The 25995-nt window shown below is 70.8% G+C and carries 27 protein-coding genes and 1 pseudogene; 11 read left to right on the top strand and 17 right to left on the bottom strand.

Features of this window, described 5'->3' with window-relative positions; genetic code table 11:
- The first annotated feature begins 191 nt into the window (after positions 1-191).
- Both ACFCXS_RS14345 and ACFCXS_RS14340 read left to right on the top strand, forming a co-directional pair.
- Complete coding sequence (locus ACFCXS_RS14345; RefSeq protein WP_376643547.1) at positions 192-875, top strand: hypothetical protein; 684 nt, start codon at positions 192-194, stop codon at positions 873-875.
- 44 nt (positions 876-919) lie between these two features.
- Positions 920-1369, top strand: a pseudogene (locus ACFCXS_RS14340) (MarR family winged helix-turn-helix transcriptional regulator); the annotation flags it as partial.
- Between the two features lie 218 nt (positions 1370-1587).
- Here ACFCXS_RS14340 and ACFCXS_RS14335 read toward each other — a convergent pair.
- On the bottom strand, positions 1588-2793 hold the full coding sequence (locus tag ACFCXS_RS14335; RefSeq protein WP_376643546.1) for an MFS transporter: 1206 nt from the start codon (positions 2791-2793) through the stop codon (positions 1588-1590).
- 133 nt (positions 2794-2926) lie between these two features.
- Here ACFCXS_RS14335 and ACFCXS_RS14330 point away from each other — a divergent pair, with 133 nt between their 5' ends.
- From ACFCXS_RS14330 to ACFCXS_RS14320, 3 genes are all read left to right on the top strand, one after another.
- A complete protein-coding gene (locus ACFCXS_RS14330; RefSeq protein WP_376643545.1) occupies positions 2927-3919 on the top strand; it encodes an ArsR family transcriptional regulator in 993 nt (330 codons plus the stop codon).
- Positions 3920-3928: 9 nt separating this feature from the next.
- Positions 3929-4432, top strand: a complete 504-nt coding sequence (locus ACFCXS_RS14325) for a glutathione peroxidase (protein ID WP_376643544.1) — start codon at positions 3929-3931, stop codon at positions 4430-4432.
- 77 nt (positions 4433-4509) lie between these two features.
- Positions 4510-5394 (top strand): MerR family transcriptional regulator, encoded by an 885-nt coding sequence (locus ACFCXS_RS14320; RefSeq protein ID WP_376643543.1) that lies wholly within the window; start codon positions 4510-4512, stop codon positions 5392-5394.
- A 107-nt stretch (positions 5395-5501) separates the two neighbouring features.
- Here ACFCXS_RS14320 and ACFCXS_RS14315 read toward each other — a convergent pair whose 3' ends face one another.
- The 3 genes from ACFCXS_RS14315 to ACFCXS_RS14305 all read right to left on the bottom strand — a co-directional run bounded on the left by ACFCXS_RS14315 (position 5502) and on the right by ACFCXS_RS14305 (position 7754).
- Positions 5502-5693, bottom strand: coding sequence for a DUF397 domain-containing protein (locus tag ACFCXS_RS14315; RefSeq protein WP_376643542.1), 192 nt, complete (start codon positions 5691-5693; stop codon positions 5502-5504).
- A gap of 197 nt (positions 5694-5890) precedes the next feature.
- The gene (locus ACFCXS_RS14310; protein ID WP_358952697.1) at positions 5891-6748 is read right to left on the bottom strand and encodes a helix-turn-helix transcriptional regulator; all 858 of its coding nucleotides are present in this window, start codon (positions 6746-6748) and stop codon (positions 5891-5893) included.
- 250 nt (positions 6749-6998) lie between these two features.
- Entirely contained in the window at positions 6999-7754 is a 756-nt protein-coding gene (locus ACFCXS_RS14305; protein ID WP_376643541.1) for a GPP34 family phosphoprotein, read from the bottom strand.
- Between the two features lie 236 nt (positions 7755-7990).
- Here ACFCXS_RS14305 and ACFCXS_RS14300 point away from each other — a divergent pair, with 236 nt between their 5' ends.
- Together ACFCXS_RS14300 and ACFCXS_RS14295 are read left to right on the top strand one after the other, a co-directional pair.
- Positions 7991-11107, top strand: a complete 3117-nt coding sequence (locus ACFCXS_RS14300; protein ID WP_376643540.1) for a D-alanyl-D-alanine carboxypeptidase — start codon at positions 7991-7993, stop codon at positions 11105-11107.
- A 162-nt stretch (positions 11108-11269) separates the two neighbouring features.
- Positions 11270-13330, top strand: coding sequence for an MFS transporter (locus tag ACFCXS_RS14295; protein WP_376643539.1), 2061 nt, complete (start codon positions 11270-11272; stop codon positions 13328-13330).
- 3 nt (positions 13331-13333) lie between these two features.
- Here the strand turns inward: ACFCXS_RS14295 and ACFCXS_RS14290 are convergent, their stop codons facing one another.
- On the bottom strand, positions 13334-14173 hold the full coding sequence (locus ACFCXS_RS14290) for a hypothetical protein (RefSeq protein WP_376643538.1): 840 nt from the start codon (positions 14171-14173) through the stop codon (positions 13334-13336).
- A gap of 85 nt (positions 14174-14258) precedes the next feature.
- On the opposite strand from ACFCXS_RS14290, the gene ACFCXS_RS14285 reads away from it, so the two are divergent.
- Together ACFCXS_RS14285 and ACFCXS_RS14280 are read left to right on the top strand one after the other, a co-directional pair.
- A complete protein-coding gene (locus tag ACFCXS_RS14285; RefSeq protein ID WP_376643537.1) occupies positions 14259-15044 on the top strand; it encodes an SDR family oxidoreductase in 786 nt (261 codons plus the stop codon).
- Positions 15045-15170: 126 nt separating this feature from the next.
- Positions 15171-16739 (top strand): sodium:solute symporter family protein, encoded by a 1569-nt coding sequence (locus ACFCXS_RS14280; protein WP_376643536.1) that lies wholly within the window; start codon positions 15171-15173, stop codon positions 16737-16739.
- 4 nt (positions 16740-16743) lie between these two features.
- Here the strand turns inward: ACFCXS_RS14280 and ACFCXS_RS14275 are convergent, their stop codons facing one another.
- From ACFCXS_RS14275 to ACFCXS_RS14255, 5 genes are all read right to left on the bottom strand, one after another.
- A complete protein-coding gene (locus ACFCXS_RS14275; protein WP_376643535.1) occupies positions 16744-17859 on the bottom strand; it encodes an ADP-ribosylglycohydrolase family protein in 1116 nt (371 codons plus the stop codon).
- 280 nt (positions 17860-18139) lie between these two features.
- Positions 18140-18277, bottom strand: coding sequence for a hypothetical protein (locus tag ACFCXS_RS14270; RefSeq protein ID WP_376643534.1), 138 nt, complete (start codon positions 18275-18277; stop codon positions 18140-18142).
- A gap of 117 nt (positions 18278-18394) precedes the next feature.
- Positions 18395-18742 (bottom strand): DUF6247 family protein, encoded by a 348-nt coding sequence (locus tag ACFCXS_RS14265; RefSeq protein WP_376643533.1) that lies wholly within the window; start codon positions 18740-18742, stop codon positions 18395-18397.
- 101 nt (positions 18743-18843) lie between these two features.
- Entirely contained in the window at positions 18844-19665 is an 822-nt protein-coding gene (locus ACFCXS_RS14260; protein WP_376643532.1) for a helix-turn-helix domain-containing protein, read from the bottom strand.
- 268 nt (positions 19666-19933) lie between these two features.
- The gene (locus ACFCXS_RS14255; protein ID WP_376643531.1) at positions 19934-20368 is read right to left on the bottom strand and encodes an ATP-binding protein; all 435 of its coding nucleotides are present in this window, start codon (positions 20366-20368) and stop codon (positions 19934-19936) included.
- A 113-nt stretch (positions 20369-20481) separates the two neighbouring features.
- Between ACFCXS_RS14255 and ACFCXS_RS14250 the strand changes: the two genes are divergently transcribed.
- Positions 20482-21294 (top strand): helix-turn-helix transcriptional regulator, encoded by an 813-nt coding sequence (locus ACFCXS_RS14250; protein ID WP_376643530.1) that lies wholly within the window; start codon positions 20482-20484, stop codon positions 21292-21294.
- On the top strand, positions 21291-21482 hold the full coding sequence (locus ACFCXS_RS14245) for a DUF397 domain-containing protein (protein ID WP_376643529.1): 192 nt from the start codon (positions 21291-21293) through the stop codon (positions 21480-21482). Before ACFCXS_RS14250 ends, ACFCXS_RS14245 begins: the two co-directional genes overlap by 4 nt.
- Positions 21483-21839: 357 nt before the next feature.
- On the opposite strand, the gene ACFCXS_RS14240 is transcribed toward ACFCXS_RS14245, so the two are convergent.
- The 7 genes from ACFCXS_RS14240 to ACFCXS_RS14210 form a co-directional block, all read right to left on the bottom strand.
- Complete coding sequence (locus tag ACFCXS_RS14240) at positions 21840-22220, bottom strand: thiol-disulfide oxidoreductase DCC family protein (RefSeq protein ID WP_376643528.1); 381 nt, start codon at positions 22218-22220, stop codon at positions 21840-21842.
- Entirely contained in the window at positions 22217-23056 is an 840-nt protein-coding gene (locus tag ACFCXS_RS14235; RefSeq protein WP_356525230.1) for a serine hydrolase domain-containing protein, read from the bottom strand. Before ACFCXS_RS14235 ends, ACFCXS_RS14240 begins: the two co-directional genes overlap by 4 nt.
- On the bottom strand, positions 23053-24045 hold the full coding sequence (locus ACFCXS_RS14230; protein WP_376643527.1) for an HTTM domain-containing protein: 993 nt from the start codon (positions 24043-24045) through the stop codon (positions 23053-23055). The genes ACFCXS_RS14235 and ACFCXS_RS14230 overlap by 4 nt, the downstream gene beginning before the upstream one ends.
- A gap of 8 nt (positions 24046-24053) precedes the next feature.
- Complete coding sequence (locus ACFCXS_RS14225) at positions 24054-24695, bottom strand: DUF5819 family protein (protein ID WP_356525233.1); 642 nt, start codon at positions 24693-24695, stop codon at positions 24054-24056.
- Positions 24692-25033 (bottom strand): hypothetical protein, encoded by a 342-nt coding sequence (locus ACFCXS_RS14220; protein ID WP_351338842.1) that lies wholly within the window; start codon positions 25031-25033, stop codon positions 24692-24694. The genes ACFCXS_RS14225 and ACFCXS_RS14220 overlap by 4 nt, the downstream gene beginning before the upstream one ends.
- Positions 25034-25053: 20 nt before the next feature.
- Entirely contained in the window at positions 25054-25338 is a 285-nt protein-coding gene (locus tag ACFCXS_RS14215) for a hypothetical protein (protein WP_351338839.1), read from the bottom strand.
- A gap of 64 nt (positions 25339-25402) precedes the next feature.
- Entirely contained in the window at positions 25403-25690 is a 288-nt protein-coding gene (locus ACFCXS_RS14210; protein WP_376643526.1) for a helix-turn-helix transcriptional regulator, read from the bottom strand.
- Positions 25691-25995: the final 305 nt, after the last annotated feature.

The following is a 25995-nucleotide window of genomic DNA, read 5'->3' as shown; positions in this document are numbered from 1 at the left end:
ATCCAACGGCTCGGGGCCCGTCGTCTTCGGGTGCCGCGCCGTGGGGGCCGGGCGCGCAGTTCCCCGCGCCCCTGGGGTGGGGCCCGTCCCGGAGCGTCGACGCGGGCCCGGGGAGGGGCACGTGGTCTGGGGTGTCACTCGTCCGGGTCGGTTGTCTCAGGGGGGTTGTTCGGTCACGCGATAATCAGGGCATGGCCGCCTCTCTGCCCGTTCCCGAGCCTGTCGGTCGGCTGCTCGGTGATCTGCTGGCCGTGGGGGAGGGATACTCCCTCCTGCTCGCCGGGAGCTACGCGGTGCTGGCGCACGGGCTGGTGGAGCGGGCCGGGTGGGACCTGGACGTGGCCACCGGGGATCCGGCGGCGACGGAGGCCGTCGCGGACGCCGTGCGGACCGGGCTGGTCGGACGCGGCCGGCTCGTGCAGACCCTGGAGGCCGGGCCGCTGTCCGCGCAGTTCCTCGTGACCGACGCGCCGAGCGGCGCGGAGTGCGAGGTCACCCTGCGCAAGGAGGTGCTGTGGCGCCCACCCGTGGCGACGGAGCTCGGGCCGGCGCTCGCCCTCGACGACCTCGTCGGCACCCGCGTGCGGGACCTGGCCGACCGGGGACTCGCGCGCGACCTCGTCGACGTGCACGCCGCCTCGGCCCGCTGGAGCCACCCCGAACTCGAGGAGCTGGGCCGCCGCCACGCTCCCGACACGTTCGACCTCACCGACCTCCAGGCCCGGCTGACCGGCACGGACTGGCTCGACGACCGGGCCTTCACCGCCCACGGCGTCGACGCCGCCTCGGTCGCCGGGCTGCGCCTCTGGGCTCAGGAGTGGGCCGACGACATCGCCGAACGCCTCATCGAGGGCGAGGCCCCGGACGAGGAGTGACCCGCAGCCCCGCACGGTGACCTACCGGTCGGTACCCTGACCCGATGGGGAACGGGGCAGCCGGGCAGGTGGGGTTCGTCGCCGCGCTGGTGCGCACGGCGTTCCTGGTCGACGGTGTGTACGCGGAGGCCGGCCGGGCCTACGGACTGACGCCGCAGCAAGGGCAGTTGCTCTGCGTGCTGCTGGACCGGCCGTACGGGATGAGCGAGTTGGGCGAGACGCTCGGGCTGGCGAAGTCGAGTCTGACCGGGCTGGTGGACCGGACGGTACGGCGAGGGCTGGTACGGCGGGAGGCCGACCCGCGCGACGGACGGGCCGTGCGGGTGGGGCTGACGGACGAAGGCACCGCGCTCGCCCGGAAGTTCCACGCCGAGACCTGCCGTCGGGTGGAGGCCCTGCCGTCCGGGCTGAGCCGCGTCGAGCGGGACCGGCTGGCCGTCCTGCTGTCACGGGTCGTGGCGGACAACGAAGTCCCCGAGGTGTTCGCGGAGGTCACGAAGGTCACGGGACGCCCCGAGCCCGTCCCCGACGGCGGCCATCCGCAGCCGAGTCCCGGCGTCGACCAGCCCGAGCGGGTCCCTGGTGTCGACCGGCCGATCCCCGACGGCGGCCGTCCCGAGCCGATCCCCGACGGCGACCACCCCGAGCCGGTCCCCGACGGCGGTCGGCCCGAGCTGGTCCCGGGCGTCACGCAGCAGGCCCCCTGCGTCGACTAGCGGATCCCGTCACCGGTCGGACGGCAAACCTCCACCGCCCCGGGCTCAACCCGCCTCCCCGTGCTCATCAGCGACAACGTCACCCCCGCCGATCCCACGGCCATCACCGTCATCGCCGTTGCCGGGGAGGCCAGTTGGGCCACGGACCCGGCGAGCGCCGCCGCCACCCCCTGCATCGTGAGCATCCCCGCCGAGTGCAGCCCCAGGGCGTGCCCGGTGAGCGCGTCGGGAGTGAGGGCCACCAGTCGCTCCTGCTGCACGAGGCTCGCGCCGAACCCCACGGAGGCCAGCGTGACCGCGGCCGCCGCGAGCGGCGGCGCCGGGTGCAGGAGGAACGGCACGTACGGGACGGCCAGGAGCAGCAGGAGCGGGAAGCCCAGGCGGCGGCGAAGGCGCGCTGGGAGCACGCGGCCGACCAGCACGTCCCCGGCGAGCATGCCGAGCGCGGCGCAGGCGAAGAGGGTGCCGGCGGAGTCGGGGGCGTAGGAGACGTAGAGGGATTCGCAGCCGACGACCAGGCCGTTGGGGATCCACAGGGCCAGATAGACCTGGCGGCGGGGCGGGGAGGACCAGAGCAGGGCGTTGGCCCGCCAGGTCGCCGAGACCGAGGGGCGGCCCGTCGTGCGGGGCGGGCGGCGGGTGAGGCCGAGGCGGACGACGACGGCCGCCAGGAGGTACAGGGCGGCCGCCGCCAGCAGGGACAGCCGGGGGGACAGCAGGGCCACGAGGGCGCCGCCGGTGGCGTAACCGGCGATCTGCATCAGGCCGCTCATCATGTTGAACACCGAGCGGCCGAGCAGATAGCCGTCCTTGGAGAGGATCTCGTTGAGCAGGCCCCAGCGCACTCCCCCGCCCACGGACTCCACCAGGCCCTTGGCGAAGACGATCGCGAAGACCGTCCAGACGGGCAGGCCGGGCAGTGCCAGGGCGGCGGTGGCCGCGGCGAAGAGCAGAGGCAGGGCCGTCAGGGCCGTGCGCGGGGGCAGCCGGTCGGCGGCGGAGAGCAGGAGGGCCGCGCCCAGCACCTGTACCAGCGACGAGCCGAACATGCTCACCGCGGACAGCAGCGGCGACTCGGTCGCCCGGTACACCAGGACGCCCAGGGCGAGTCCGCCCATGGTCTGGGCGACCGTCTGTGCGGACGCGGCCAGGAAGAACGGGCTGAACTCGGGGGTGCGGAACAGATCGCGGTAGCTGCGCATACGCGGAGTCTTCGATGCCCCTGTCCGCGTGGTTATTGTTTCGCGCAGACGCGAAACCTGGCGGAGCGGGGACCAGCGAAAGGGGCTCGCGGAGCGGGGGCTCGCTGATCTGTCCGCGGAGAGGGGGCCGCTTGTGGGCTGGTGGCAGATCAATGCCGACACCCTGGCGGAGAGCCGGTTCGTGATCTCGCCGTTCGCCGAGACCTTCGCGAGTCTGCGCCTGCTGAACGCGGCCGAGGCGGCGCATCCCGGCGAACGGCGGTGGCTCGACGCCCATCTGCCGGACTACCGGCGGCGCCTCGCACGGGACCCGGTGACCGCGCAGCTGATCCGTGCCGGGATCGGGCGGGAGTGGACGGCCGACTTCCTCTCCCCCGCCCCGCGCGACGGGGAGACCTTCGAGCAGGGGGTGGCGCGGGTGCGGGCGGCGGACCCGGAGTCGGCCCGCGCCGACCTCACCGTCTCGCTGCGCGGCCCGGTCCCTGCCCGGCTGCACCGGGGCGACCTGCCGGAGCGCGCCGCGGACCTGCTGACGTACGTCTGGACGACAGCGGTGCTGCCGTACTGGCCCCAGCGCCGGCGCGTCCTGGAGGCCGATGTGGTCGCGCGGACCGCGCAGGTCAGCCGGGGCGGCTGGGCGAGCGCGCTGGACACGCTGCGACCGGGCACGCAGTGGCTGGGGGAGAACCGGCTCCAGGTCAACGCCCACGAGTACCCGCCGCGCGAGCTGTCCGGCGCGGAGCTGGTGTTCGTGCCCATCACGACGCAGCGCATCGGCTGGGTGGCGTGGGAGGGGTCGGACCGGTACGCGCTGGTCTACCCGTGCGCGGGGGCGCTCGCCGACCCCGGGGGCAGCCCCGTGCCCGCGAGCCTCGGCGTGCTGCTCGGCGCCGCCCGCGCCGGTGTGCTGGTCCGGCTCGGCTCGCCGCTGAGCACCAGCCAGCTGGTCGCCGTGACGGGGCAGGGGCTCGGCTCGGTCGGGCGGCACCTGCGGGTGCTGCTGGACGCCGGTCTGGTGGAGCGGCGGCGGGCGGGCCGGTCGGTGCTGTACTCGCGGACGGCGGCGGGGCAGGTGCTGGTGGAGGCCACCGAGGCCCGCAGCCGGCCCGGCACCGAGCGGAGCTAGGGTCTGCTCATGACGACTAGCAACGGTTCCTCTCCCCTCGACGTCGAGATCGGTGCGCTGCAGGGCGGTTCCGCCGACCTGTCCCAGTACGCGGGCAAGGCGGTGCTCGTGGTGAACGTCGCCTCCAAGTGCGGCCTGACCCCGCAGTACACGGGCCTCGAGAAGCTCCACGAGCAGTACGCGGCACGCGGCTTCACCGTCCTCGGCGTGCCCTGCAACCAGTTCCTCGGGCAGGAGCCCGGCAGCTCCGACGAGATCGCCGAGTTCTGCTCGGCCACGTACGGCGTGACGTTCCCGCTGACCGAGAAGGTCGAGGTGAACGGCGAGGGCCGGCACCCGCTGTACGACCGCCTGACCGGCTTCGCCGACGCCGAGGGCCACAGCGGGGACATCCGCTGGAACTTCGAGAAGTTCCTCATCGGCCGGGACGGCGGCGTCGTGGCCCGCTTCTCGCCGCAGACCGAGCCGGACTCGGCGGAGGTCGTGGCGGCGATCGAGGCCCAGCTGGCCTGAAAACGGTCCCGCGGCGCGTTGACCTTGCCCCTGGGGCAAGTCCGAGTGTCCTCGTCGTCGGGCGGAAGAGCCGCCCGGTGACGGAGGATGCCGTGGTGGACGGACCGGAAGCGCACCTGGAGCTGCTCACCATCGGGGCGTTCGCCGCGCGTGCCCGCCTGTCTCCGAAGGCCCTGCGGTTGTACGACCGGCTGGGCCTGCTGGCCCCGGCGCATGTCGACGAGGCGACCGGCTACCGCTACTACCGCGCCGGCCAGGTCGAACGGGCCCGGCTCGTGGCGATGCTGCGGCAGCTGGACATGCCGCTCGCCCGGATCGCCGAGGTGGTCGGGGCGGGCGACGGGCCCGCGGCGGCCGGGCTGCTCGGTGCCTACTGGGCGGACGTCGAGGCGCGGGTGGCGGGGCAGCGGACGCTCGCCGAGTACCTCCGTGGACGACTGTCGGGGAGGAGCTCCGAGATGTACGGGAAGTTCACGGTCGAGACGGTGGAGGTGCCCGCCCAGGTGGTGATCTCCGAGAAGCGGCACACGCTGGCGGACGAGCTGCCGACGTGGATCGGGGCGTCGCTGGGCCGGCTGGAGGAGGCGGCCCGGGAGTGCGGGGGCGTGGCCGGGGTGCCGTACGTCGCCTACCACGCCGAGGTCTCGATGGAGAGCGACGGTCCGGCCGAGGCGTGTGTGCCGGTGGCCGACGAGGCGGCTGCCAGGGCCTGGGCGGAGGGGCGGGGCCGGGCGTGGGAGACGGCGGTGCGGGTGGAGCCGGCCCGGCGGCTGGCGTACACCAGGATCACCAAGGCGCAGGTGGCGTACCCGCAGATCCTGGCCGCGTTCGAGGCGGTGGAGGAGTGGGTGGCGGCGCGGGGGCTGACGGTGACCGGCCCCTGCCGGGAGCTGTACTTCGCGGACTGGGAGGCGTCGGGATCCGGGGACCCGGTGTGTGACGTGGCGTTCCCGGTGAGCTGATCTCCCTCGGAGATCTCCGGGCACGAGCGGAGCCCTCTCGGCTAGGACGGCGATGCTGGTCGAGAGGGCTCTGTCGGTGGTGCTTGTGGTGCTGTCGATCGCGGGGGTCAGGCCTTGACCGAGTCCACGAAGGCGTTCCACGCGTCGGCGGGAAACGCGAGTTTGGGGCCCTCGGGGACCTTGGTGTCACCGAGCTCCAGGGCAGCGTCGACGGTCGACCTGACCATCACGCAGGCGCCGTTGTTGTTGGTGTAGGAGGAGGTCGTCCACGTCTCCGTGGCGCCCAGACGAATTGCCATGTTCGCTCCGTTGCGAGTTGCGTTTACGCCAACCCGTGCTGGTGGTTGGCGTGATCGACGCTACTCGCCACCCTCCTCGTTCGGCGCAGCCATTCACTCGACCGGATGGCATATTCCAGGGGAGTCTTCCAGTCAGACCTGTCAGGGGTGTAGCATCCCGCGCCCTGCCCGGCGGAAGGTCATCCTCCGGCTCTGTCTCAGCGCGCGTACTCCTTCGCCACGCGCTCGATGAGCTGCCGGGACTGGTCCACGTTCAGCGACTGGGCGCGCAGGTGCTCGTACATCACCGTGTACTTCTGCACGTCGAGCGGCTTCTCCAGGTACAGGTCGCTGGTGACGCCCTCGATGTAGACGACGCTCGAGTCGGCCGCGTCGGCGAACTCCAGGATCGAGTACTGGCCGTTGATGCCGGCGTGCGCGCCGACCTCGAAGGGCAGGACCTGCACGGTGATGTGGGGCAGCTGGGACATCTCGACGAGGTGCTCCAGCTGTTCGCGCATCACCGGCCGGCTGCCGACGATCCGGTGCAGGGACGCCTCGTCCAGCACCACCCACAGCCGCAGCGGTTCGGTGTCGGCGGTGATCCGCCCCTGCCGGCGCAGCCGCACCTCGACGCGCTTGTCGTTGTCCGCCTCCGACGCCTCGGGCGAACCGCCCCGGATGATGGCCTCGGCGTACGCACGGGTCTGCAACAGGCCGGTGATGATCTGGGGTTCGTAGACCCGCAGCGACTCGGCGTCCGTCTCCAGGCCGATGTAGACGCTGTAGGGGATGTCCCCGAAGGCGTGCCACCAGCCCTGCTGCCGGGAGTCCTTGGCCATCTGCATCAGCGAGTCGACGATGCGCTGGTCCTCGACCTCGTAGACCCCGCACAGGTCGCGGACGTCGCGCTGGCTGATGCTGCGCCGGCCGTTCTCCAGCCGACTGATCTTCGACTGCGACACCAGCAGCCGCTCGGCCACCTCTTCGGCCGTCATGCCCTTGAGCTCACGGAGCCTGCGGAGCTCCTGGCCCAGCCGGCGCCGCCTGACGGTGGGATTGACATTGGACGCCACGGGACGTGCACCTCCGGCTGCGTGCCTCTACTTTGCGTGTCTGCTGCTGAGCAGACTGCCACCAAGGTGCTTACTACCGCTGGGAAACGGTGGATATGCGACGGGTACACGCCAGTTCGGGCACGGCACGCCGAGCGGGGCGAAGAGAGTGTGCGCTCTCTTCGCCCCGCTCGGACAGCGGCTCCCGTGACCGGGTTCGTGGGTCCCGTGATGCGTGCCGGTCGTAGGTGTTGCGGGCGCGGCGGTCGGCTCAGTGGGCCACCGCGCGCGCCATGGTTCCGTGGCGCGGTTGCATCGGAACGCCGCGAGCGGGTTCCGATGCGGGCCTGGTTCCGCCGGCGGCCTGACGGCCGGGCGGGGCCGGGTTGCGGCGCGGCTGGGCCGCGACGCCGTTCTGGACGTCCATCACCGCGTGCGCGACGAGACCGCCCATGGGGTCGTGCCGGATCAGGTCCCTGAGCCGCGAGCGCGAGGAACGTCCCTCGTTGCCCGGGTACAGGTGCTTGCCGAGGCCGACCGCGTGAGCGAGGGCGGCGAGTGCCGCGGTCCGCGGGTCCGGCGGTACGCCGGTGCGGATCGCGGAGTCCAGACGGGACCTGATCTCCCGGCTGATCTCGGTGTCCGTCGCCTGGTAGCGAGTCGTCGGCAGCACTCCGCACATCTGGCCGGCCACGGCATGCACCATGCCGCACCGCTCCAGATGCGAGAGGTAGGTCTGGCGCAGCCCCAGTCGCGGCCCGCCAATCCAGTTCACTGCCCGCACGGGAGCGCCACGCCTTCGCAGCAACTCCAACGCGCAGTCCAACGTTGGGTCTCCAGTCGGCCGTGGTGCCACCACGGCGATACGATCCCCGTCTGGGGCTATCCGTCCGGCCAGCGCCAGCTCTACTAGCTGTGCTCCGGCCAGACCGAGGTCGAGCGACTGCGGCTGTGCGGTGGTACCCGTGGTCGGGTCCAGCGCCAGCAACAGAAGCTCCTCCGGAAGTGTTCTGCGGCTCCTGCCCATCCATGCCTCCCCGCGTGGATGAAAGACAGGGTGACCCCTCTCACATTGGTCTGTCGAGGGTGCGTGACCGGTTCGTAGTGGAACCAGTAGGTATGTCGTTCTCGTCTACCGGATGGGTTTGGCCCGCGCACAGGACACTGGTACATGGTTCGGACAGCGCCGGAGCGGTGTCACGGGCGGCGGTTCACGGTTCGGTACGCGCACGCGGGGAGCAGCGGCGCGAGGAGGAGGCATCGGTGGCGGGCGAGTCCCCCGACAGGTCGAAGCAGCGCGAGTCGTCGGCACGAAGGACGTCGGGGAGCGCGAGTCCGGTTCCGGAGGCCAGGAGCGAAGCCGCCGACCCGCGGCTCGCGGTGGCCCGGGACGCGGAGAAGTCCTCGGCACGAGGGGGCGCCGACACGGCGACCCGCGTGCTGTCCACGCGGACGGCTCAGGAGCCGAAGGACTCCGAGCGGCCCGAGAGCGACCCGGACGCGGGCGCCGAGGGTGCCGCGGACGCGGAGGGGGCCGTGAGCGACTCGGGCACCGAGGACGCGGCGGCCGACGCCGGGCGGGGCGCTTCCGGCTCCGCCGAGGGGGCCGGGGGCAGTGGGTCCTCCGACGGCGAGGGCGGTGACGGGCGGCTGCGGGACGCGGTGGCCGCGTGGGTCGCGTCGGCGGACGGCGAGCAGGAGGCTGCCGCCGAGGCCGACAAGGAGGCTCCTGAAGCCGAGCGCGCCGAGAAGGCCGGGAAGGCCGACGCGGACGCCCGGGACGGGCAGGGCGGGGTCAAGGACCCGGGACCGGACGCGGACGCGGACGACGAGAGCGACGGGGCAGCGGCAGGAGCGGCTTCCGAGGGCTCCGAGACGGACCGCGCCGATGCCGACGACGCCGAGGCGGACCGTTCCGCCACGGCGGACGGCGGGGACGCCGCGGACACGGAGGCGAAGCGGGACGAGCGGGCCGGCGACGCGGAGACGGCGCCGGCAGCGCCGGCAGCCGACACCGAGGACGACGCCGAGGACGACGGCACCGCCGAGGGCGAGTCCGGCACGGGCAAGGACCCGAAGGCCACCGGCGCCGCAGTGAGCGACAAGACCGCGCCCGGGGCCGACGAAGCCGACGACAGCGCTGCCGAGAGGGCCGACGACAAGGGCCGCGCGCCCGCGGACCCGCGTGTGTCCGCCGCCGCCGAGGCCGCGCCGGAAGCCGGTTCCGAGGCTGCCGACGCCGCGACGAAGGCCACCGCCAAGACCGACGCCGCCGAGGACGACACCCCGGCCGACAGCACCGCCAAGGGCAAGTCCGGCACGGGCAGGGCCCCCCGGTCCACCGGCAAGACCGCGAAGGCCGACGAAGCCGACGGTGCCGCGGCCAAGCCCGCCGGTGCCCCCGCCGACAAGCCCGGCACGAAGGAGACCGCGAAGGCCGACGAAACCGCCGGCACCGCCGCCAAGCCCGCCGGTGCCCCCGCCGACAAGCCCGGCACGAAGGAGACCGCGAAGGCCGACGAAGCCGACGGCACCGCCGACAAGCCCGCCGGTGCCCCCGCCGACAAGCCCGGCACGAAGGAGACCGCGAAGGCCGGCGAAACCGCTGGTGCCGCGGACAAGCCTGCCGGTGCCGCCACGAACAAGCCCGGCACGGACGGGACCGCGAAGGCCGGTGACGCCGACGCCGCGGGCGACGACGGTGACGCTCCCGCCGAGCCTCCCGTCGACCAGCCCACCGCCGTCTTCAAGGCCCTGCGGCCCCCGGTCGATCAGCCCACCACCATGCTGAAGCTCGGGGGCGCGGCCAAGGACCTCCCGAAGTCGGACCTGCCGAAGTCGGCCGCTCCGAAGACGGACGGCGCGAAGACGGACGGTCCGAAGCCGGCCGCCTCGAAGACGGACGGCGCGAAGACGGATGCCCCGGAGAAGGGCGCTCCGGAGAAGGCCGATCCGGAGCGGGACGCCGAGCGGACCAGTAAGTTCGTCGCGCTCAAGCACCTGGACGACCCGGCGACCAGGAAGCCGCCCGCCCCGCCGGAGGCCACCGCGCCCGTCCCCACCGTCGGCCCCGAGCGGACCACGCAGCAGCCGCTGCCGCCCAGGCCGCCGCTCGACCTGCTGGCCGAGCTGACGAACACCCCGCCGCCCCCGGACACCCCGCTCCGCACGGCGGCCCGGCGGGTGAAGATCTGGACGCCGCTGGTGCTGCTGCTGGTGGTCGTCTTCGCGGTCGTGCAGAGCGTGCGCCCGCTCCCCACGCCCACCCTGGAACTCACCGCCAAGGACAGCTACACCTTCGAGGGCGGCAAGGTCGACATCCCCTGGCCCGCCGACGGCCAGGCCGCGCTGGACGTCCAGGGCATCGGCACGTTCGGGTCCTCCGGCGAGCAGAAGCCCGTCCCGATCGCGAGTGTCGCCAAGGTCATGACCGCCTACCTCATCCTGCGCGAGCACCCGCTCAAGAGCGGTGAGGACGGCCCGAAGATCGACATCGACCAGACCGCCCAGGACCAGTCCGACGCCGGCCAGGAGTCCACCGTCGACGTCACCAAGGGCGACAAGATCACCGAGCGGGAGGCCCTGGAGAGCATCCTGATCGCGTCCGCGAACAACATCGCGCGACTGCTCGCCCGCTGGGACGCGGGGTCCGAGAAGGCGTTCGTGCAGAAGATGAACGACGCCGCCAAGGACCTCGGCATGAAGAACACGACGTACACCGACCCGTCGGGCCTGAACAACACGACCGTCTCCACGGCCGTGGACCAGGTGAAGCTCGCCCGGGCCGCCATGGAGCAGCCCGCGTTCCGTGAGGTCGCGGCGATGATGTCGTACGTCGACTACAAGGGCACCAAGCACGACAACTGGAACCGCCTGGTCGGCTCCAACAACGTCACCGGCATCAAGACCGGCACCACCACCTCGGCGCTCGGCAACCTCGTCTTCGCGGCCAAGAAGGACGTCGACGGCGAGACCCACCGCGTCATCGGCGCGGTCGTGCGCCAGCCCGCCGGCGGCCCGGACAACACGATCCTGGGCGCCGCCCTGTACGAGGGCGACAAGCTGATCCGGGCGGCGCAGGGCGCGCTGGAGTCGGCGACGATCCTGAAGAAGGGCGACGTCGTCGGGTACGCCGACGACGGTCTCGGCGGCCGCACGCCGGTCGCCGTCACCGAGGACGTCACGGCCGTCGGCTGGGCGGGCCTGTCGGTCAAGCTGACGTTCGCCGGGGACGACCTGCCGCACACGGCCAAGGCCGGCACGAAGGTGGGCACGCTCACCGTCGGTGACGGTACGACCAGCGCGGTGAAGGTCCCGGTCGCCCTCCAGAAGGATCTGGTCGAGCCGGGCTTCGGGGCCAAGCTCACGCGCATCGGCTGACCCGGGGCACGACCCGCACCACCGCACCCCGCCGGTAACGGCCCGTCCGGGCGCCGCCCGGCGGGGTGCGTGCTAGCGTCCCGAACCGGGACAGGTCGCCGCTCGCGGCGGCGCGGCGGCGGAAGCCGAGAACAGAAGACGGGACACGGGGAGTGCCTTCGAGTGGCCACTGCGGAGCCGACACGCGCAGACGACGCCGAACCGGGCTCGGTACCAGGCCCGCGAATACGCCTGCCCGAAGCACGGGAAGACAGCTCGTCGAACGCCGCGGTGCGTAACGTAATCGCGCAGGACACCGGCGCGCCCGAGGGCGGTTCACCCGCAACCGGTCCGTCCGCAGCCGGTCCGTCCGGAGCCGACTCGTCCGAAGGCGGCTCCCTCGACGCCGGCCCGTCCGAACGCAGCCCGGCCGAACCCGGCCCGGCCGAACGCGGTCCGGCCGAACGCGGTCCGGCCGAAGCCGGCCCGTCCGCGGAGCGCGGGGCCGGGTTCGAGTGGCCCGCCCCCGTACTGGCCCTGCGCGAGCGCATGCTGCGGCACCCGGTCCTGTCCGTCACGGGTCTGGCCGCGGCCCTGCACATTCTCTGGTTCTTCACGTTCGCGAACAGCGGCGGCGATCTGGCCGCGCAGGACGCGTGGGCCGAGTTCGTCGGCCGGCACCCGGACTCGGCGTACAACCTCGCCTGGTACGGCGGGATGCACCCGGTGTCGTACAGCGTGGTGTCGCCGTATCTGATGTCGGTGCTCGGCGTGCGGACGACGATGATGATCGCGGGGACGGTCTCGGCGGGCCTGCTGACCCTGCTCCTGCTGCGCAGCCGCTCCGTGCTCAACCCCCTGTGGGCGTCGATGGCGGGCGTGTTCGGCCTGTTCTGCAACGCGGTGTCGGGGCGGGTGACGTTCGGTCTCGGCATGATGTTCGCGCTGGGCGCGGTCGCCGTCGTGTTCTGCTGGCCCTACCGGTGGCGCTACAAGCGCTGGGCGAAGGCGCTGAGCGCGGCTCCGCTGGCCGCGCTGGCCACCATGGCCTCGCCGGTCGCGGGCCTGTTCCTGGGCCTGGTGGCGGTGGCGCTGTTCCTGCAGAAGCGGCGGCCGGGCGCGTGGGCGCTGGGCCTGGCGCCGACCGCGGTGGTGGCGGTGTCGGCGTGGCTGTTCCCGTTCTCGGGCACGCAGCCGATGGTGATCGGCTCGGTGCTGCTGCCGCTCGCGTTCTCGGTCCTCGCCTATGTGCTGGTGCCGCAGGAGTGGAAGACGGTCCGGCTCACGGCCGCGGTGTACGGCCTCGGGGTCGTGCTGGTGTGGCTGATCAGCTCCCAGATCGGGTCGAACATCACGCGGCTGGCGATGCTGTTCGCCGGGGTCGCGCTGGTCGCCGCGCTGCCGTTCACGGTGCCGCGCAGCCGCCGGTGGTACGCGGCCGTCGTGGCGCTGTGCGGTTTCGGGGTGTGGATCGGCTTCAAGACGGTCGACGACATCGTGCACACGGCCCCGGCGGCGTCCTGGTCGCGTGAGCTGGCGCCGCTCGTCAACGAGTTGCAGCAGGTCGGTGCCGAGAAGGGCCGGGTCGAGGTCGTTCCCGCCCGCTCCCACCGCGAGGCCTCCGCGCTCGCCCCGTACGTCAACCTGGCCCGCGGCTGGAACCGCCAGGCCGACATGGAGCGCAATCCCCTCTTCTACGACGACACGCTCAACTCGGCGAACTACCACGAGTGGCTCAAGCGCTGGGCGGTGCACTACGTCGTGCTGCCGAAGGGCGAGCCGGACGGTGACGGGGGGCAGCGGGAGCGGGCGCTGGTGCAGCGGGGGCTGCCGTATCTGACGCAGATCTGGGGCAACGACACCTGGCAGCTGTTCCAGGTGAGCGCGCCGACCCCGCTGGCCGAGCCGAACGCGGTGGTCGACCGGGCCGAGCAGGGCGAGATGATCCTCCAGGTGAAGAAGGCGGGCCGGATCCTGGTGCGCATTCCGTACTCGCCGTGGCTGAGCGTCGTCGACGCCCAGGGCAAGAGCCTGAAGCCGCCCCAGGAGACCGAGGAGTCCCGGAACCGTCCCGACGACGAGCCGAAGACGTACGTGAACGTCAACGGCTGCCTGGCGGAGACGGAGGAGGACGCGCAGGGCGACAAGTGGACGGAGCTGCTGGCGCCGAAGGCCGGGACGTACCGCCTGGCGGCGCCGTACCAGCTTCCGCGGGGCACGCCGTGCCCGGAGGAGCTGCGCTGAGTCTCAGCGCAGCCGGTCCACGTACTGGTCCGTGCCCGGCACCGTCGGCACGAACGGCGCCACCAGTTCCACCCTGCCCAGGCCCGATTCCGCCACCGCCGCGTCGAGGCCGGTGAAGAAGGGGTCCCAGCACTGTCTCGGGTCGGTCTGGAGGAACCACAGGAGCGTCAGGCGGGTGTCGACGCCCTCGACCTGTTTGACGTAGGTCATGCGGTCGCCGGGGAGGGGTGTCGGGCGGAAGGCCGTGACCAGTGCGGCCGGGGAGCCCGCCAGGCGCCTGGGGAGGTGGCGGGTGCGCAGCCACCGCAGGAGCGGGACGCGTTGCTCGGGGGTGTCCGCCTCGACGACCTGGAGGACCAGGCCCGCGTAGGGGTGGTCGAGGGCGTGGACGTCGCGGGGGCCGGCCGCTCCGTCGCGGTACACCGTCGCCTCGTGGTCCTGGAACGCCGTGAGGACGTGCGTGCGGTCGTGGTAGACGCGGGCGTCCCGGTTGAGGCGCTTGTTGACGGCGACCGTCCAGCGCATGTGGTCGTCGTAGCGGCCGGCGGTGATCCAGTACGTGGAGAGGTAGCAGCCGGCGGTGACCGGCTGGGCGATCGCCGACTTCCCGGGGTAGCGCAGGAGCTGGAGGTCCCGGGTCGCCACCCAGCGGCGGCCCGCCTGCATCCAGGGCATGGCCATCGCGCCGGCGTAGTAGTGGTCGTCCTCGTACCAGCGGTTGTAGGCGTACTCGTGGCCCGGGTGCGGCTCGACCATGGTGATGAGGGCGTGCCCGGGGTGGGTGCCGTAGGGGCCGACGGCGGCCAGTTCGGCGTACAGCTCGCTGCGGGTGTCCTCGCTCATGCCCTTCCCCTTCGTCGGTGACTGACCCATACTCTGACGCTCCGTCAGATAGAGCGCCAGGGTTCCGGTCCGGGGAGGTCCTGCCATGTCACTGCTCGCGGGGAAGACGGTCGTGGTGTCGGGGGTCGGGGCCGGGCTCGGACGGCAGGTCGCGGCGGCGGTCGTGCGGGACGGCGGGCGGGCCGTGCTCGGGGCCCGCACGGAGGCGAGCCTGGCGAAGACGGCCGCCGAGATCGACCCCGGCGGGGCGTGCACCGCGTACCGGGCCACGGACATCTCCGACGAGGCGCAGTGCGAGGCGCTGGCCCGGCTGGCGCGGGAGCGGTTCGGCGGGATCGACGCGGTCGTCAACGTGGCCGCGCTCGACAGCTACTTCGGCGGACTGGAGGACGCGGACTTCGAGTCCTGGCGGTCGGTGCTGGACGTGAACCTGCTGGGCACCCTGCGGATGACGCGGGCCTGCCTGCCGTCGCTCTGGCAGGGCGGCGGGGCCGTGGTGTTCGTCGGGACGCAGTCGGCGGTGGCCGCCCCCTCGCAGGTGCGGCAGGCGGCCTACGCGGCGTCGAAGGGGGCGCTGACGAGTGCGATGTACTCGCTCGCGCGTGAGCTCGGGCCGCACCGGATCCGGGTCAACACCGTGCTGCCGGGCTGGATGTGGGGGCCGCCGGTGCAGGCGTACGTGCAGTTCGCGGCCCGGTCGGAGGGCGTGCCGGAGGCGGTGGTGCTGGAGCGGCTGACCGGGCGGATGGCGCTGCCGGATCTGGCCACGGACGCGGATGTGGCCGACGCGGTGGCGTTCCTGGCGTCGGACAGGGCGCGGGCGATCACCGGGCAGTCGCTGCTGGTCAACGCCGGGGAGCTGATGCGTTGAGTTCATGTCTCTGAACTACAACCAGCACACAGAACTTTTTTGCCTCCCTTTGACCTGACGATCACTTGTCGTGTTCACGCGGTAGCGCCCACGATGAGCGCCGGGCTGATCCCTGGGAGGGCGCACATGAACGGTCTCGACTGGGCCGTGCTCATCGGCTACTTCGCCGTGATGGTCGCGATCGGCGTCTGGTCGCACAAACGCGTCGACGACGTCAGCGACTTCTTCACCGCCGGCGGCAAGATGCCGTGGTGGCTCTCCGGCATCTCGCACCACATGTCGGGCTACAGCGCGGTGATGTTCACCGGGTACGCGGGCATCGCCTACACCTACGGCGTCACGTCCTTCGTCACCTGGTCCTTCCCCATCGCCCTCGGTATCGCCATCGGCTCGAAGCTGTTCGCCCCGCGCATCAACCGCTTACGCTCACGCCTCCATGTGGCCTCCCCGCTGGAGTACCTGAAGAACCGCTACGACCTGAAGACGCAGCAGGCGCTGGCCTGGTCGGGCATGCTGCTGAAGATCGTGGACGTGGGCGCGAAGTGGGCGGCGATCGCCACGCTGCTGTCCGTCTTCACCGGCATCTCCCTCAACCAGGGCATCCTCATCACCGGCGCCATCACGGCCGTCTACTGCACGATCGGCGGCCTCTGGGCGGACGCGCTGACCGAACTCGGCCAGTTCATCATCCAGTTGCTGGCCGGCGTCGCGATGTTCGTGGCGGTCTTCGTACGACTCGACGACCACGGCGGCTTCTTCGGGGTCTGGGACTCGCCGGAGCTCCAGGGCCACGGGAAACCGCTGGTCGGGCCGTACGGCACGGTGTTCCTGCTCGCGTTCCTCTTCATCAAGCTCTTCGAGTACAACGGCGGCATGCTCAACCAGGCGCAGCGCTACATGGCCACGCCGAACGCCAAGGAGGCCGAGCGCTCCGCCCGGCTCTCGGCGATCCTCTGGCTGGTCTGGCCTCTCGTCCTGTTCTTCCCCATGTGGATGTCGCCGCTGCTGGTCGAGTCGCAGAAGCAGGACGGCTCGGACTCCTACGCCCTGATGACCGAACAGCTCCTGCCGCACGGTCTGCTGGGGCTGGTCATCGTCGGCTTCTTCTCGCACACCATGGCCATGTGCTCCTCCGACGCCAACGCCATCGCGGCCGTGTTCACCCGGGACTGCGCGCCGGTGATCTGGGCGCGGGCCCGGTCCTGGAACCAGAGCCAGGGCCTGCGGGTCGCCCGTATCGCCACGGTCGTCTTCCTCGGTCTGTCCATGGCGGCTGCGACGCAGGTCAACTCCCCCGCGTTCAAGGACATCATCACGGTGGTCATCAAGTGGGTGGCCGGTCTGATGGGCCCGATGGCGATCCCGATGATGCTGGGCCTGCTGCGCGCGTTCCGCCGGTCCGGCCCCACGGCGGCCCTCATCAGCTGGTCGATGGGCCTGCTGGCGTTCTGGCTGGTGAACTACCCGATCCACTGGAACGTCGAGGGCGGCGTGCCGCTCCAGTACCAGGTGTCGATCCCGCTGGCGGTGTCCCTGGTCCTCTACATCGTCGTCGGCTTCATCCGGCCGGAGGACACACCGGAGCGGCTGGCACTCATCGAGAAGATCAACACGGACGGGGACGGGGCGGTATCGGCCACGGTTCCGACCCCGGCCGGTCCGGCGGACGAGGTGGTGCGCACCGGCAAGGACTGACCGCTCAGGCTCTCGGATAGCGGGCGAGCCAGCCGGGGGACGAGCCGCCCGGGCCGTGCAGGGCCGGGCCCTGGGTCATCTCCATCGCGAAGTCGTCGGCCAGCTCCAGCATCGTGGGACGGCCCTCCAGCTCGGCCAGCCAGGCCGGGGGGAGGGCCGTCTCGCCGTGCAGGGCACCCAGCAGGCCACCGGTCAGCGCGGCGGTGGCGGCGGACGGGCCGTCGTGGTTGACGGCGAGACACAGCCCGTGCCGGACGTCGGCGGCGACGAGGGCGCAGTACACGGCGGCGGCGACGAGCCCCTCGGCCGTACCCGCCCCGCCCAGCTCGGCCACGCGCTCCGGGCCGGGCATGCCCTGGCGCACGGCGCCCAGCGCGTGCTGCAGCGCGTCCGCCACCGGCTGGTGGCCCGGCCAGGCGGCCAGCAGCCCGAGGGTCCGCTGCACGGCCGAGTCGAGGCTCTCGCCCAGTGCCAGCGCATGGACGATCACGGCGTACGCGCCCGCCGCGAGGCAGGCCGTGGGATGGCCGTGGGTCTGCGCGGCGCACTCGACGGCGAGCTGGGCGACCAGCTGCGGCTCCCAGCCCACGAGCAGCCCGAAGGGCGCCGACCGGGCGGCGGCCTCGGGCCCTGCCTCACCGGGGTTCTTCGGCGCCTCGGGCGTCCCCATGGTCTCGTCGCCGAGCCCCAGCAGCAGGGTGCGGCTCGGGTCCCGGCGCGCGTACAGCCACTCCTCGCGCGCCAGCCACCCGTCTTCCTTGCGGCGCTCGTCCGGCCCCCAGTCGCGCTGGGTGGCGGCCCAGCGCAGATACGCCCGGTGCAGGTCGGTGGGCGGGTGCCAGGCGCCGGTGTCCCGTCTGACCTGGGCCCGGATCAGTCCGTCGACGGAGAACAGGGTGAGCTGGGTGAGGTGCGTGACGGCACCGCGTCTGCCGTAGGCGGGGGCCAGGTCCACCAGGCCCTCCGCCCCGTGCGCCTCCCGGATCCCCTGCAGGGTCAGCCCGTCGACGGGCGTCCCCAGCGCGTCTCCCACGGCCACGCCGAGCAGGGTCCCCCGCACCCGGCTGCGGAAGTCCTGCTGCTCCGTACGGCCCCAGACGGCGCCGGCAGTCGCACCCACCTCGACCTCCCTGGGACCGTCCACACGTACGACGCCCTGCACTGTAATCGAACGCGGACGGGGGGTTCGGAGGGCGGAACGCCGCCTTCACGGGCCGCTCACGGGCCGTAGCCCTGAGCACCCGAGGGTATCGGACAGACGTGCGAGGATCCCGGCGTGAACGGGACACCCAAGTCCTCCACGCTGCTGGAGAAGGAACTCGGTCGGGCTGACTGAGAACCCTCCGAGGGCTTGCCGGACTTCGGCGTCATCGTGCGGTCGTGATCAACATAGGTCGACGTCAGCCGTACCAGATCACATTGCAGACGTAGACACACTCGTGGCGTGGTAGGGCCAGAAAGCTGATGAAGCCGCGCCCGCCCAGCAGGTCGAACTCCCGCAGTCCGGCCTCCCGGTCGAACGGCCTACGGACACGCACCGAGTCATGGCCCAGCGCGGCCAACTCGGCTGCGAGTCGCTCGACCTCCGCCACGACTCCGGGCGGCAGCCCCCGTCACGTACTCGGCACTCGGGTTGTACTCCCAGGACCAGTCGGTCACAGCCCTGCCTCTGCCTCTGCGGCCTCGCGGATGGCGCGGATCTCGGCGACGGCGTCAGAAGGGTCCTGTTCTCCGGCCTCCACGATCCGTTCCAGCTCCCGCAGCCGCTCGGTCCGCACGGGGTGCCGTTCGATCGCGACGAAGACCGCCCAGGAATGCACGAAGGCGCGCAGGGGGGCGAGACTCTGGGTCTGCTGTGCGTTGGTGGTGGCCTCGAAAAGGTGCTGTGTGAGCGCGGGCAGCCGACTCGGGGCGATCCGGGCGACGGCATCACGCAGGGCGTCCGGGGTCAGCTGAGGCATGGGGATCAGCGGTGCGTACGGGCCTTCGCTCCGAGCACTCACGGTGACCTCCGGTGCTGGTGCTTCGCTCCTCGTACGGTACCGGCGAACGCCCCGGGGCACCGTGGCGACGGCGCGGGCCGCACGACTCGTTCCCGGCATGCCTAGGCCGCGTCCCGCTCGGCAGGGCGGCAGTCTCGGCATCGACCGGGGTGCGCCGACCGGAAGGCTCGTTCGCAGCCGTCGCAGGTCTGGAGCGGGGCCGGACGCGGGGTGGGTGCCGGGTGGGGCCGGGCCGCGGGGAGGGGCGGTGGGAGGAGGGTGGTCAGGCGGTGCGAGAGGAGGGCCGCCGGGTGCTTGATCGGCACTTGGGGCAGGTCCGACGTCAGCGTCCGTTCCACCGCCGTGACGGAGACGCCCCGCTCCAGCCACGCCGACACCTGCGGGGCCAGGCGGTGTACGTCGCGTTCGCTCAGCAGCAGGCGGGAGTCGGTCGCGCGCAGGCCGGTGAGGAGGTCGGCGGCGGTGCGGCAGGGTTTCGGGGCCGGGGCTTCCGTCCGGGGCGGAGGGGAGGCTGTCCGCGGCGGTGGGGAGACCGGGCGGGGCGGAGGGGAGGCCGGGCGGTGCTCGGGGATCGTCGTCGGGGGCTTGTTGTACGAGACCGTGCGGGTTACGACTCGGCCGGATTGAAGACGCTCCCTGGCGCGCGTGAGGTAACCGTGGGTCTCCAGTTCCCGCAGGGCGGCGGCGATCCGGATCTCGCCCTCCTGGAACTTGGCCGTCAGCGCCTTGATGCCGATCGGGGTTCCGGCGGGGAGCGACTGGATGTGGACGGCCAGGCCGATCGCGGTGAGTGACAGGTCCGGGTGCTGGGCCAGGTGGTTGCCGACCACCGTGAAGTTGTCCTCGTGGCGTACCGTCACGTGCTGGACACCGGAAGTGCCGGACTGCGCGCGTGCGGGCGCGCTAGGGTGCTGGTCAGTCATCGGGAAGGCTCGACTTCCTAGGTGATCAGGCCCTCGCAGTGGGATGGCAGTCCCGGCGGGGGCCGTATTCGTTTGTGGGGGTTGTCTGCGCTGACGCTGCACCATCGACTGCCCTCCACGCCAGTTGAGTTGGTGATGTTCACCCCTGGGGGTGAGTCGCGGGGGCGGTGGGGGCGGGGTTGGTTCTTTCCCCGGTTCTTTGGTCCTTGACGTCGGGACCGGCCGGGTCATGACGGCCCGCGATCCGGCCCGTCGAGTCTCCACTCCCTCAAGTCACCTTGGATCCCGGTCCCAGTTCGGCCCACACCGTCTTGGCGTGGGCAGGCGCCTCCTCCACTCCCCAACGGCTCGCGTACGCCGCGACGATCCACAGGCCCCGCCCGAACTCCGCGTCCTTGTCCGCCGGTTCCGGGACGTCCGGGATCCGGTCGCCCCGCGCGTCGGTGACCTCGACGCGGAGCGTGCGGTCGGCGTGCAGCTTCAGCCCGAGACGGAAGTCCCTGCCCCGGACATGGCCGTGCAGCACGGCGTTGGACGCCAGCTCCGCCACCACCTGCGCGGCGGCCTCGTAGGGCTCACCCCACTCGTCGAGCTGGCGTTCGGTGAGCAGCCGGGCCAGTCGAGCACCTCTTCGAGTGGCGGACAGCTGGATCGTGAAGTGGCGCACGGGGACGCTGATTTCAGCGAGGGATTTCCGACTCATGTCACCCAGCGTGGTCGCCCGTCCCTACTCTGAACAGCGACGACCTCGGTACGGAGCGTGACTGTCCGGACGCGTGGCGGGGTCGTACGGCTCGTACGTCAGGAGGGGAACGCGTGGAGGACGAGGAAGCGGCGGCCGCGCTGCGGACGGTCGGACGCCAGATCAAGATGTGGCGCGAGGCCGCGGGGCTGAGGCAGGCCGAGCTGGGGTCGGCCATCGGGTACGGGGAGGAGATGGTCTCGTCCGTCGAGCGGGCCCGGCGCATCCCCAAGCCGGACTTCTTCGACAAGGCGGACGAGGTGCTGGGGGCGGGCGGCAAGATCTCCGCGATGAAGGAGGATGTGGAGAGGGCTCGGTATCCGAAGAAGGTGCGGGACCTCGCCAAGCTGGAGGACGAGGCCCTCGAACTCGGGGCTTACGACACCCACCAGATCAACGGGATGCTCCAGACTCCCGAGTACGCCCAGGCGTTGTACGCCATGCGCAGTCCCGCCTTCACGGAGGACGAGATCGAGCGTCATGTCGCCGCCCGCATGGCACGGAAGTCCGTCTTCGATCGCCTGCCGCGACCGCTCATCACCTTTGTCCAGGAAGAGTCGACGCTTCGGCGGCCCATCGGCGGCAAAATGGTGCTGCGCCACCAGCTCGAACACCTCTTGGAAGTCGCCACGTTGCGGCATGTGTCGATCCAGGTCATGCCGGTCGACCGGGAAGACCACGCGGGCATGGCAGGCCCGTTCCGGCTCCTGAAGTTCCAGGACGGCAAGACGCTGGGGCACTGCGAGTCCCAGCTGCACCACCGCGTGATCAGCGACCCCCGGGACGCCCGGATCCTCGACATGCGCTATGGAATGATCCGGGCGCAGGCCCTCTCACCCCGAGAGTCCCTGGCCTTCATTGAGAAAGTTCTGGGAGACGAGACGTGACCACTGAACTCGCCTGGTTCAAGAGCAGCTACAGCAGCAATGACGGACCGGACTGCGTCGAGGTCGCCATACCCCCGGCCCACTCCCCGGCCATCCACATCCGCGACTCCAAGAACAAGGATGGCTCTCGACTGTCGTTCACCGGCGGTGCCTGGTCCGAGTTCTTGAGGTCCGCGGCGGAAAACTGATCCTCACCCCTCCGGGCATTTGGGTCACTCAAGGCGCCCAGGAGATCATGGGGGCATGAGTCCTGCATTAAGTCGTGTCGTCGGCGTTGCGACCATGTCGGCCGGCATTGCCATCGCGTCATGGGTGGTCTTCGGGGCCCCCCATGATTGGGAAGGTGGCATGAGGTGGCTGCGTTACGGCCTCGCTCTGGGGTCCCTGGGAGCTGTCAGCGCAGGGGCCAGGCTCATGTTTCCGGACACCCAGACAGCGTTGTCCGGCACCGAGTGAGGCCCAAGGAGTTGCTGGGGCGGATTCACTGAGCACTGACTCCGCCCCGGAGGGCTCGCAGCGCCCGAGTCAGCGGCCCGCCAGCGGCCTCACCGTCGTGGCACTGCACAGGCTGCGGTCCCGCCGGGCATGCGGTGCCGGTTCTTGGCAATGAGCCGGTATGCGCCAGCTGCAAGCCACCTCGTGGGCGGAGTTCGCAGCAGCAGGTCAGTTACGCGCCACGGGCCGCCGAGATGGCGAAACAGGTCCGCGAAGGCCATAGAACCGCCCGTCACTCGTCCGTCGCGGTGCACCCACAGCATCTCCCGCATGGCTCGCGATCGGTCCGTGCCCAAATCTTCGAGGTCGCTCTCCTGCCACGTCCGCACGTTCACCGGTCGGCGGGGCGAGGCGAGAAGAGTGGTGATAGTGCGGGTGCAGAACCCGCAGTCTCCGTCGTAGAGGAGAACTGGGAGCCGCGTATCGGTCATCGTTCCTCCTGGTGTCCTTCAGTCTTGAACCATGCGATCGCAGCCTCGTCGGTCTTGGACGGGGAACCGTGGAGGCGGTGCATGAGGAGCCAGCGTCCGTCAGGTAACGCCCCGGCGAAGACTGACGAGGCGCGAGTGGCGCCGTTGTGCCACGTCAACGGCCCGGAGTGCCGCCACGTCGGCGCCGGATCGCCGAGGGTCCGGTCGGTGACCAACCTGAGCAGTGCGGCCATGGTGCGCGGGGTAGCCCAGAGGCCGGCGGCGGGCAGGATCGCACCGTCGAGCGTCCAGGGTTTGACTGGGCGGCGTAGGAGCCCGCGCCGTACTGACCTGTGCTCAGGTGGCCGGGGTGTCATCGCTGAGGCCTCCATGCCGAGCGGTGCCAAGACGTACTCGTCAACGAGTTCCTCATAGGAGCGGCCGGCTGCGGCCACCAGAGCGGCGCCGAGAATGGCGTAGCCGAGGTTGGAGTACTCCTCTTCCTCCCCTGGCGGGCGGGTGACGAGGGCGTCCAGGTTCGGCAGGAGGGCTTGCAGTGTGTCGTCGCCGAAGGACCGGTAGGGGTCTCTGAAGCGGATATCGGGTGGCAGGCGCGGCAGGCCAGAGGTGTGGCGTGCCAGATGATCGAGCGTGATCTTGGTGTCGGCGGCGGTCGGCAACCAGGTGCTGAGCGGATCGTGCACGTTGAGCGCGCCGGCTTTGGCGAGTTGAGTGAGGATGGTGCCGGTCACCACCTTGGTCAGGGAGCCCATCTCCGCGAACACGTCCGGATCGTGCCCCGGTGTGGTGTGCGATCGGATGCCCTCACTCGCCAGGACGCAGGTGGCGACCTTCATCGGGGCACTCCTTCCGCCTCGGGCGCCGGCAGCACGGCTGTATCGGCTGCGGTCACTCCGGCACGCGTGGCGCGCCATTGATGTGTCGCACGTCGGCGCACGAGTTGGACCCAGGACAGGGCACGATCCAGGAAGGCGGACAGGAAGACGAGGTCGCAGGCGACCATTGTCAAAGCGAACCCGGTCAACCCCATGAACACGGCGATCGAGATGTGGAAGCCGATGGACATCACAGCAGTCCAGGGCCGCAGCACCGGGACGAGGATTCCGAGCGGGAAGTAGACCATGAACAGAACCGTCGCGTATGTGCCCAGGTAGACAAGCCAGTCGTTTCCGTACACGAGGCTGGAAACGCCAGGCAGCTCGAATTCAGGCACCCGCATGATGTAGAAGAGCGCTGTGCCGTCCTGCCATACGTCCCCCATCACCTTGTACAGCCCGCTGACGACGTAGACCAGGCTTATCTGTGCGGCGATGGCCAGGACGCCGAGATTATGGAGGGGCGTCGACACCGCCCGGACCGCACCCGGCAGGCGGGTCTTCAGCCGGTCCACCAGTCCCACGGAGAGGCTGAAACGGTCGTAGCAACGCGTCAACAGCAGCATCGGAATCACTACGTAGGCGAGATTGTCGCCGCCGTCCAGCAGGGCGGGGTGACGCTGATAGACCGACCACAGCAGCGCCCAGTGCACCGCCAAGCCGGCCCGACCGCCGATACCGAGCATCACCGCCAAGGCGGCCAACGCTCCCGCGTGGAATAGGATTTCGGACCAGGCGGACGAGTCGCTCCACGCGTAAAGATTGAATGTGCCGGCGATCTGCTCGGTGAAATCACGGTGCGGCAGGACCCCGTCCGGGCCGAACAGATACTGGCGGTCGGCGTACTGGCTCGCGTAGTACATGAAGCCCACGAAGCCGAGCAGGCATCGGGTTCCCGAGGCGCCGAGGACACTCACCGGACGGATGGACCATCGGTCGACCGTCGCCATGAAATTACTCATCGCAGTCCCCTCACGCTGTTCCAGGGGAAGTCCTGGACGCTGACCTTTCCTTCCGCCCTGGAGTCGTTCCGTTTGGACCACGGAGGCAACTCGTGGATGTACATACGGATCTGTACTTTCTCGGGGTCACCCTGGCACGCGGAGGACATGTGATCCAGGGCGAAGCGAGACACGAAGGTGACGGCCTCGCTCTGCGACCGCCTCTCGTGCGGCAGCAGTGGCATGACCGGCTTCTTGTCGTTTCTGGCCTCCTTTCGCAGTCGCATCAGCAGTTCGTCCCCGTTGCTGAGCTGCTGGACACTGGCTGTGACAATGCGCGACATCCGCGACGGAAAGAATCTACTGGCGCGCACCTGCTCCACGAACGGTGTCGTGACGTCGTAGAACTCGGTTGTCTTCCCGTCCGCACACCGTGCACGGGCAAGGATCCCCCGGTCGTCCATCAGCGGATCGGGTGCGAAGAGCATCCAGTTCTGCGTGAAGTATGGGTCGAGGTAACCGGAGACCGTGTCGTAGTAGCGCAGCTTTGCGGGACTCAAGGGCGCCTGTGAAAGAGCGGACATGAGCATGTGGACGCCCAGGAGGGCGCCGCCGATGAGCAGCGCCGCCCTCCTGGCCTTGCGGTGCGTGTGGGTCACTTGTCGAAGGCCACGTCCACGGAGTCCACGCCGCCCTGCGGGGCTCCGTTGGCCGGCGGGGCCCCGAACAGGCTACCGATCTCGCTGATGTTGCCGAGGCTCTTGCCGGCACCCGACTTGGCAGCAGCCTTCGCGTGCACGGCGGCCTTCTGGGCCGCCTTGGTCACCGCGGACAGGATCGCCTGGGGCTCCTCGGCGTTGGCCGCCGCCGGCTGAACAGCCGCCGGTGCGGAGACCGGCTTCACCGGCGCAGCCTGGGCCGAGCCCTGGGCCGCAACGGCAACGGCAGCGCCGGCCACCGCGATACCCACAGCGGCAGCAGTCCTCTTCATCTTCATGGTTGCCTCTCCCGTTTCGTCTACTGATCGAACGCGCGGTCAACAGGTACGTCCGGGACAGCGACCGGCGATACGTTGTCGCCGCCGGCCAGGTTGCGCGTCACTGAGCGCGCCGCCTTTGCGGCCTTCGCTGCGACAGAAAGCAGCGCCTGTGGCTCGGCGTCATTTCTGCCCGCCATCTGCGCAACCGCGTTTTCGGACGCCAGTCGGGCATCAGGCGTCTCCTGGGCCCACGCCTGAGTGGACACCATGAGAGCGGCGCCGCATACGGTCATGCCGACGACCGCAGCCAATTTCCTGTTCACCGGACAACTCCCTTCCATAACAGACATTGAGCAGCTGTCTGCTTATGCCTGCCGGTGTTGACCCCTAGGAGCCTGGCACATGCGCTCCGGAGCGGGATATTGCCTCTTCAGGCGTTGCCGCATCAGGCATGTCGCCCATTCCCAGGAGAATGTCGCGATGCCTGTCCGCGACCACAGCCGCAGCCACCCGCGACTCCACGTCCAACTTCCGCACTATGTGTGCCAAATGTGCCCGAATCGTCCGCTCGGCAACACCGAGTTCCGCCGCGAGCCTCCGGTTGGTCATGCCGGTAGGGAGCAGCGAGAGAACTTGCCGCTCACGCGAGGTCAGCGTTTCAATACGGATGGGCATGTCTCCCTTGTGGGTTAACACGGATCCCCCGGGTGTAGAGATTTTGCAACTTCTTGGGTGCTCGGAGACTGTAACCAACTAGAACTCTTCAAACCCGCACACTGCGTGGAACGCTGTCCTCCCATTGCCTTGCCTGCGCGCCGAGGGAGCGATCAATCGACCGGTCGCCGCCCGGCGGCCGCTCACGCTGCACCATGAACGCCCAGGAAGATCGGCATGCAAGGCAGGCACAGCGCCGGGGTCTACCAGCGCTGTTTCCCTGGCGCCCTCTCGGCACTATGGCCAAAACTGATCTGCACCTGGGG

Source organism: Streptomyces sp. NPDC056373, from assembly GCF_042262425.1.
Lineage (GTDB): Bacteria > Actinomycetota > Actinomycetes > Streptomycetales > Streptomycetaceae > Streptomyces.
The sequence above is the reverse complement of the archived record's forward strand: the minus strand, read 5'-3'. Positions and strand labels throughout refer to the sequence as shown.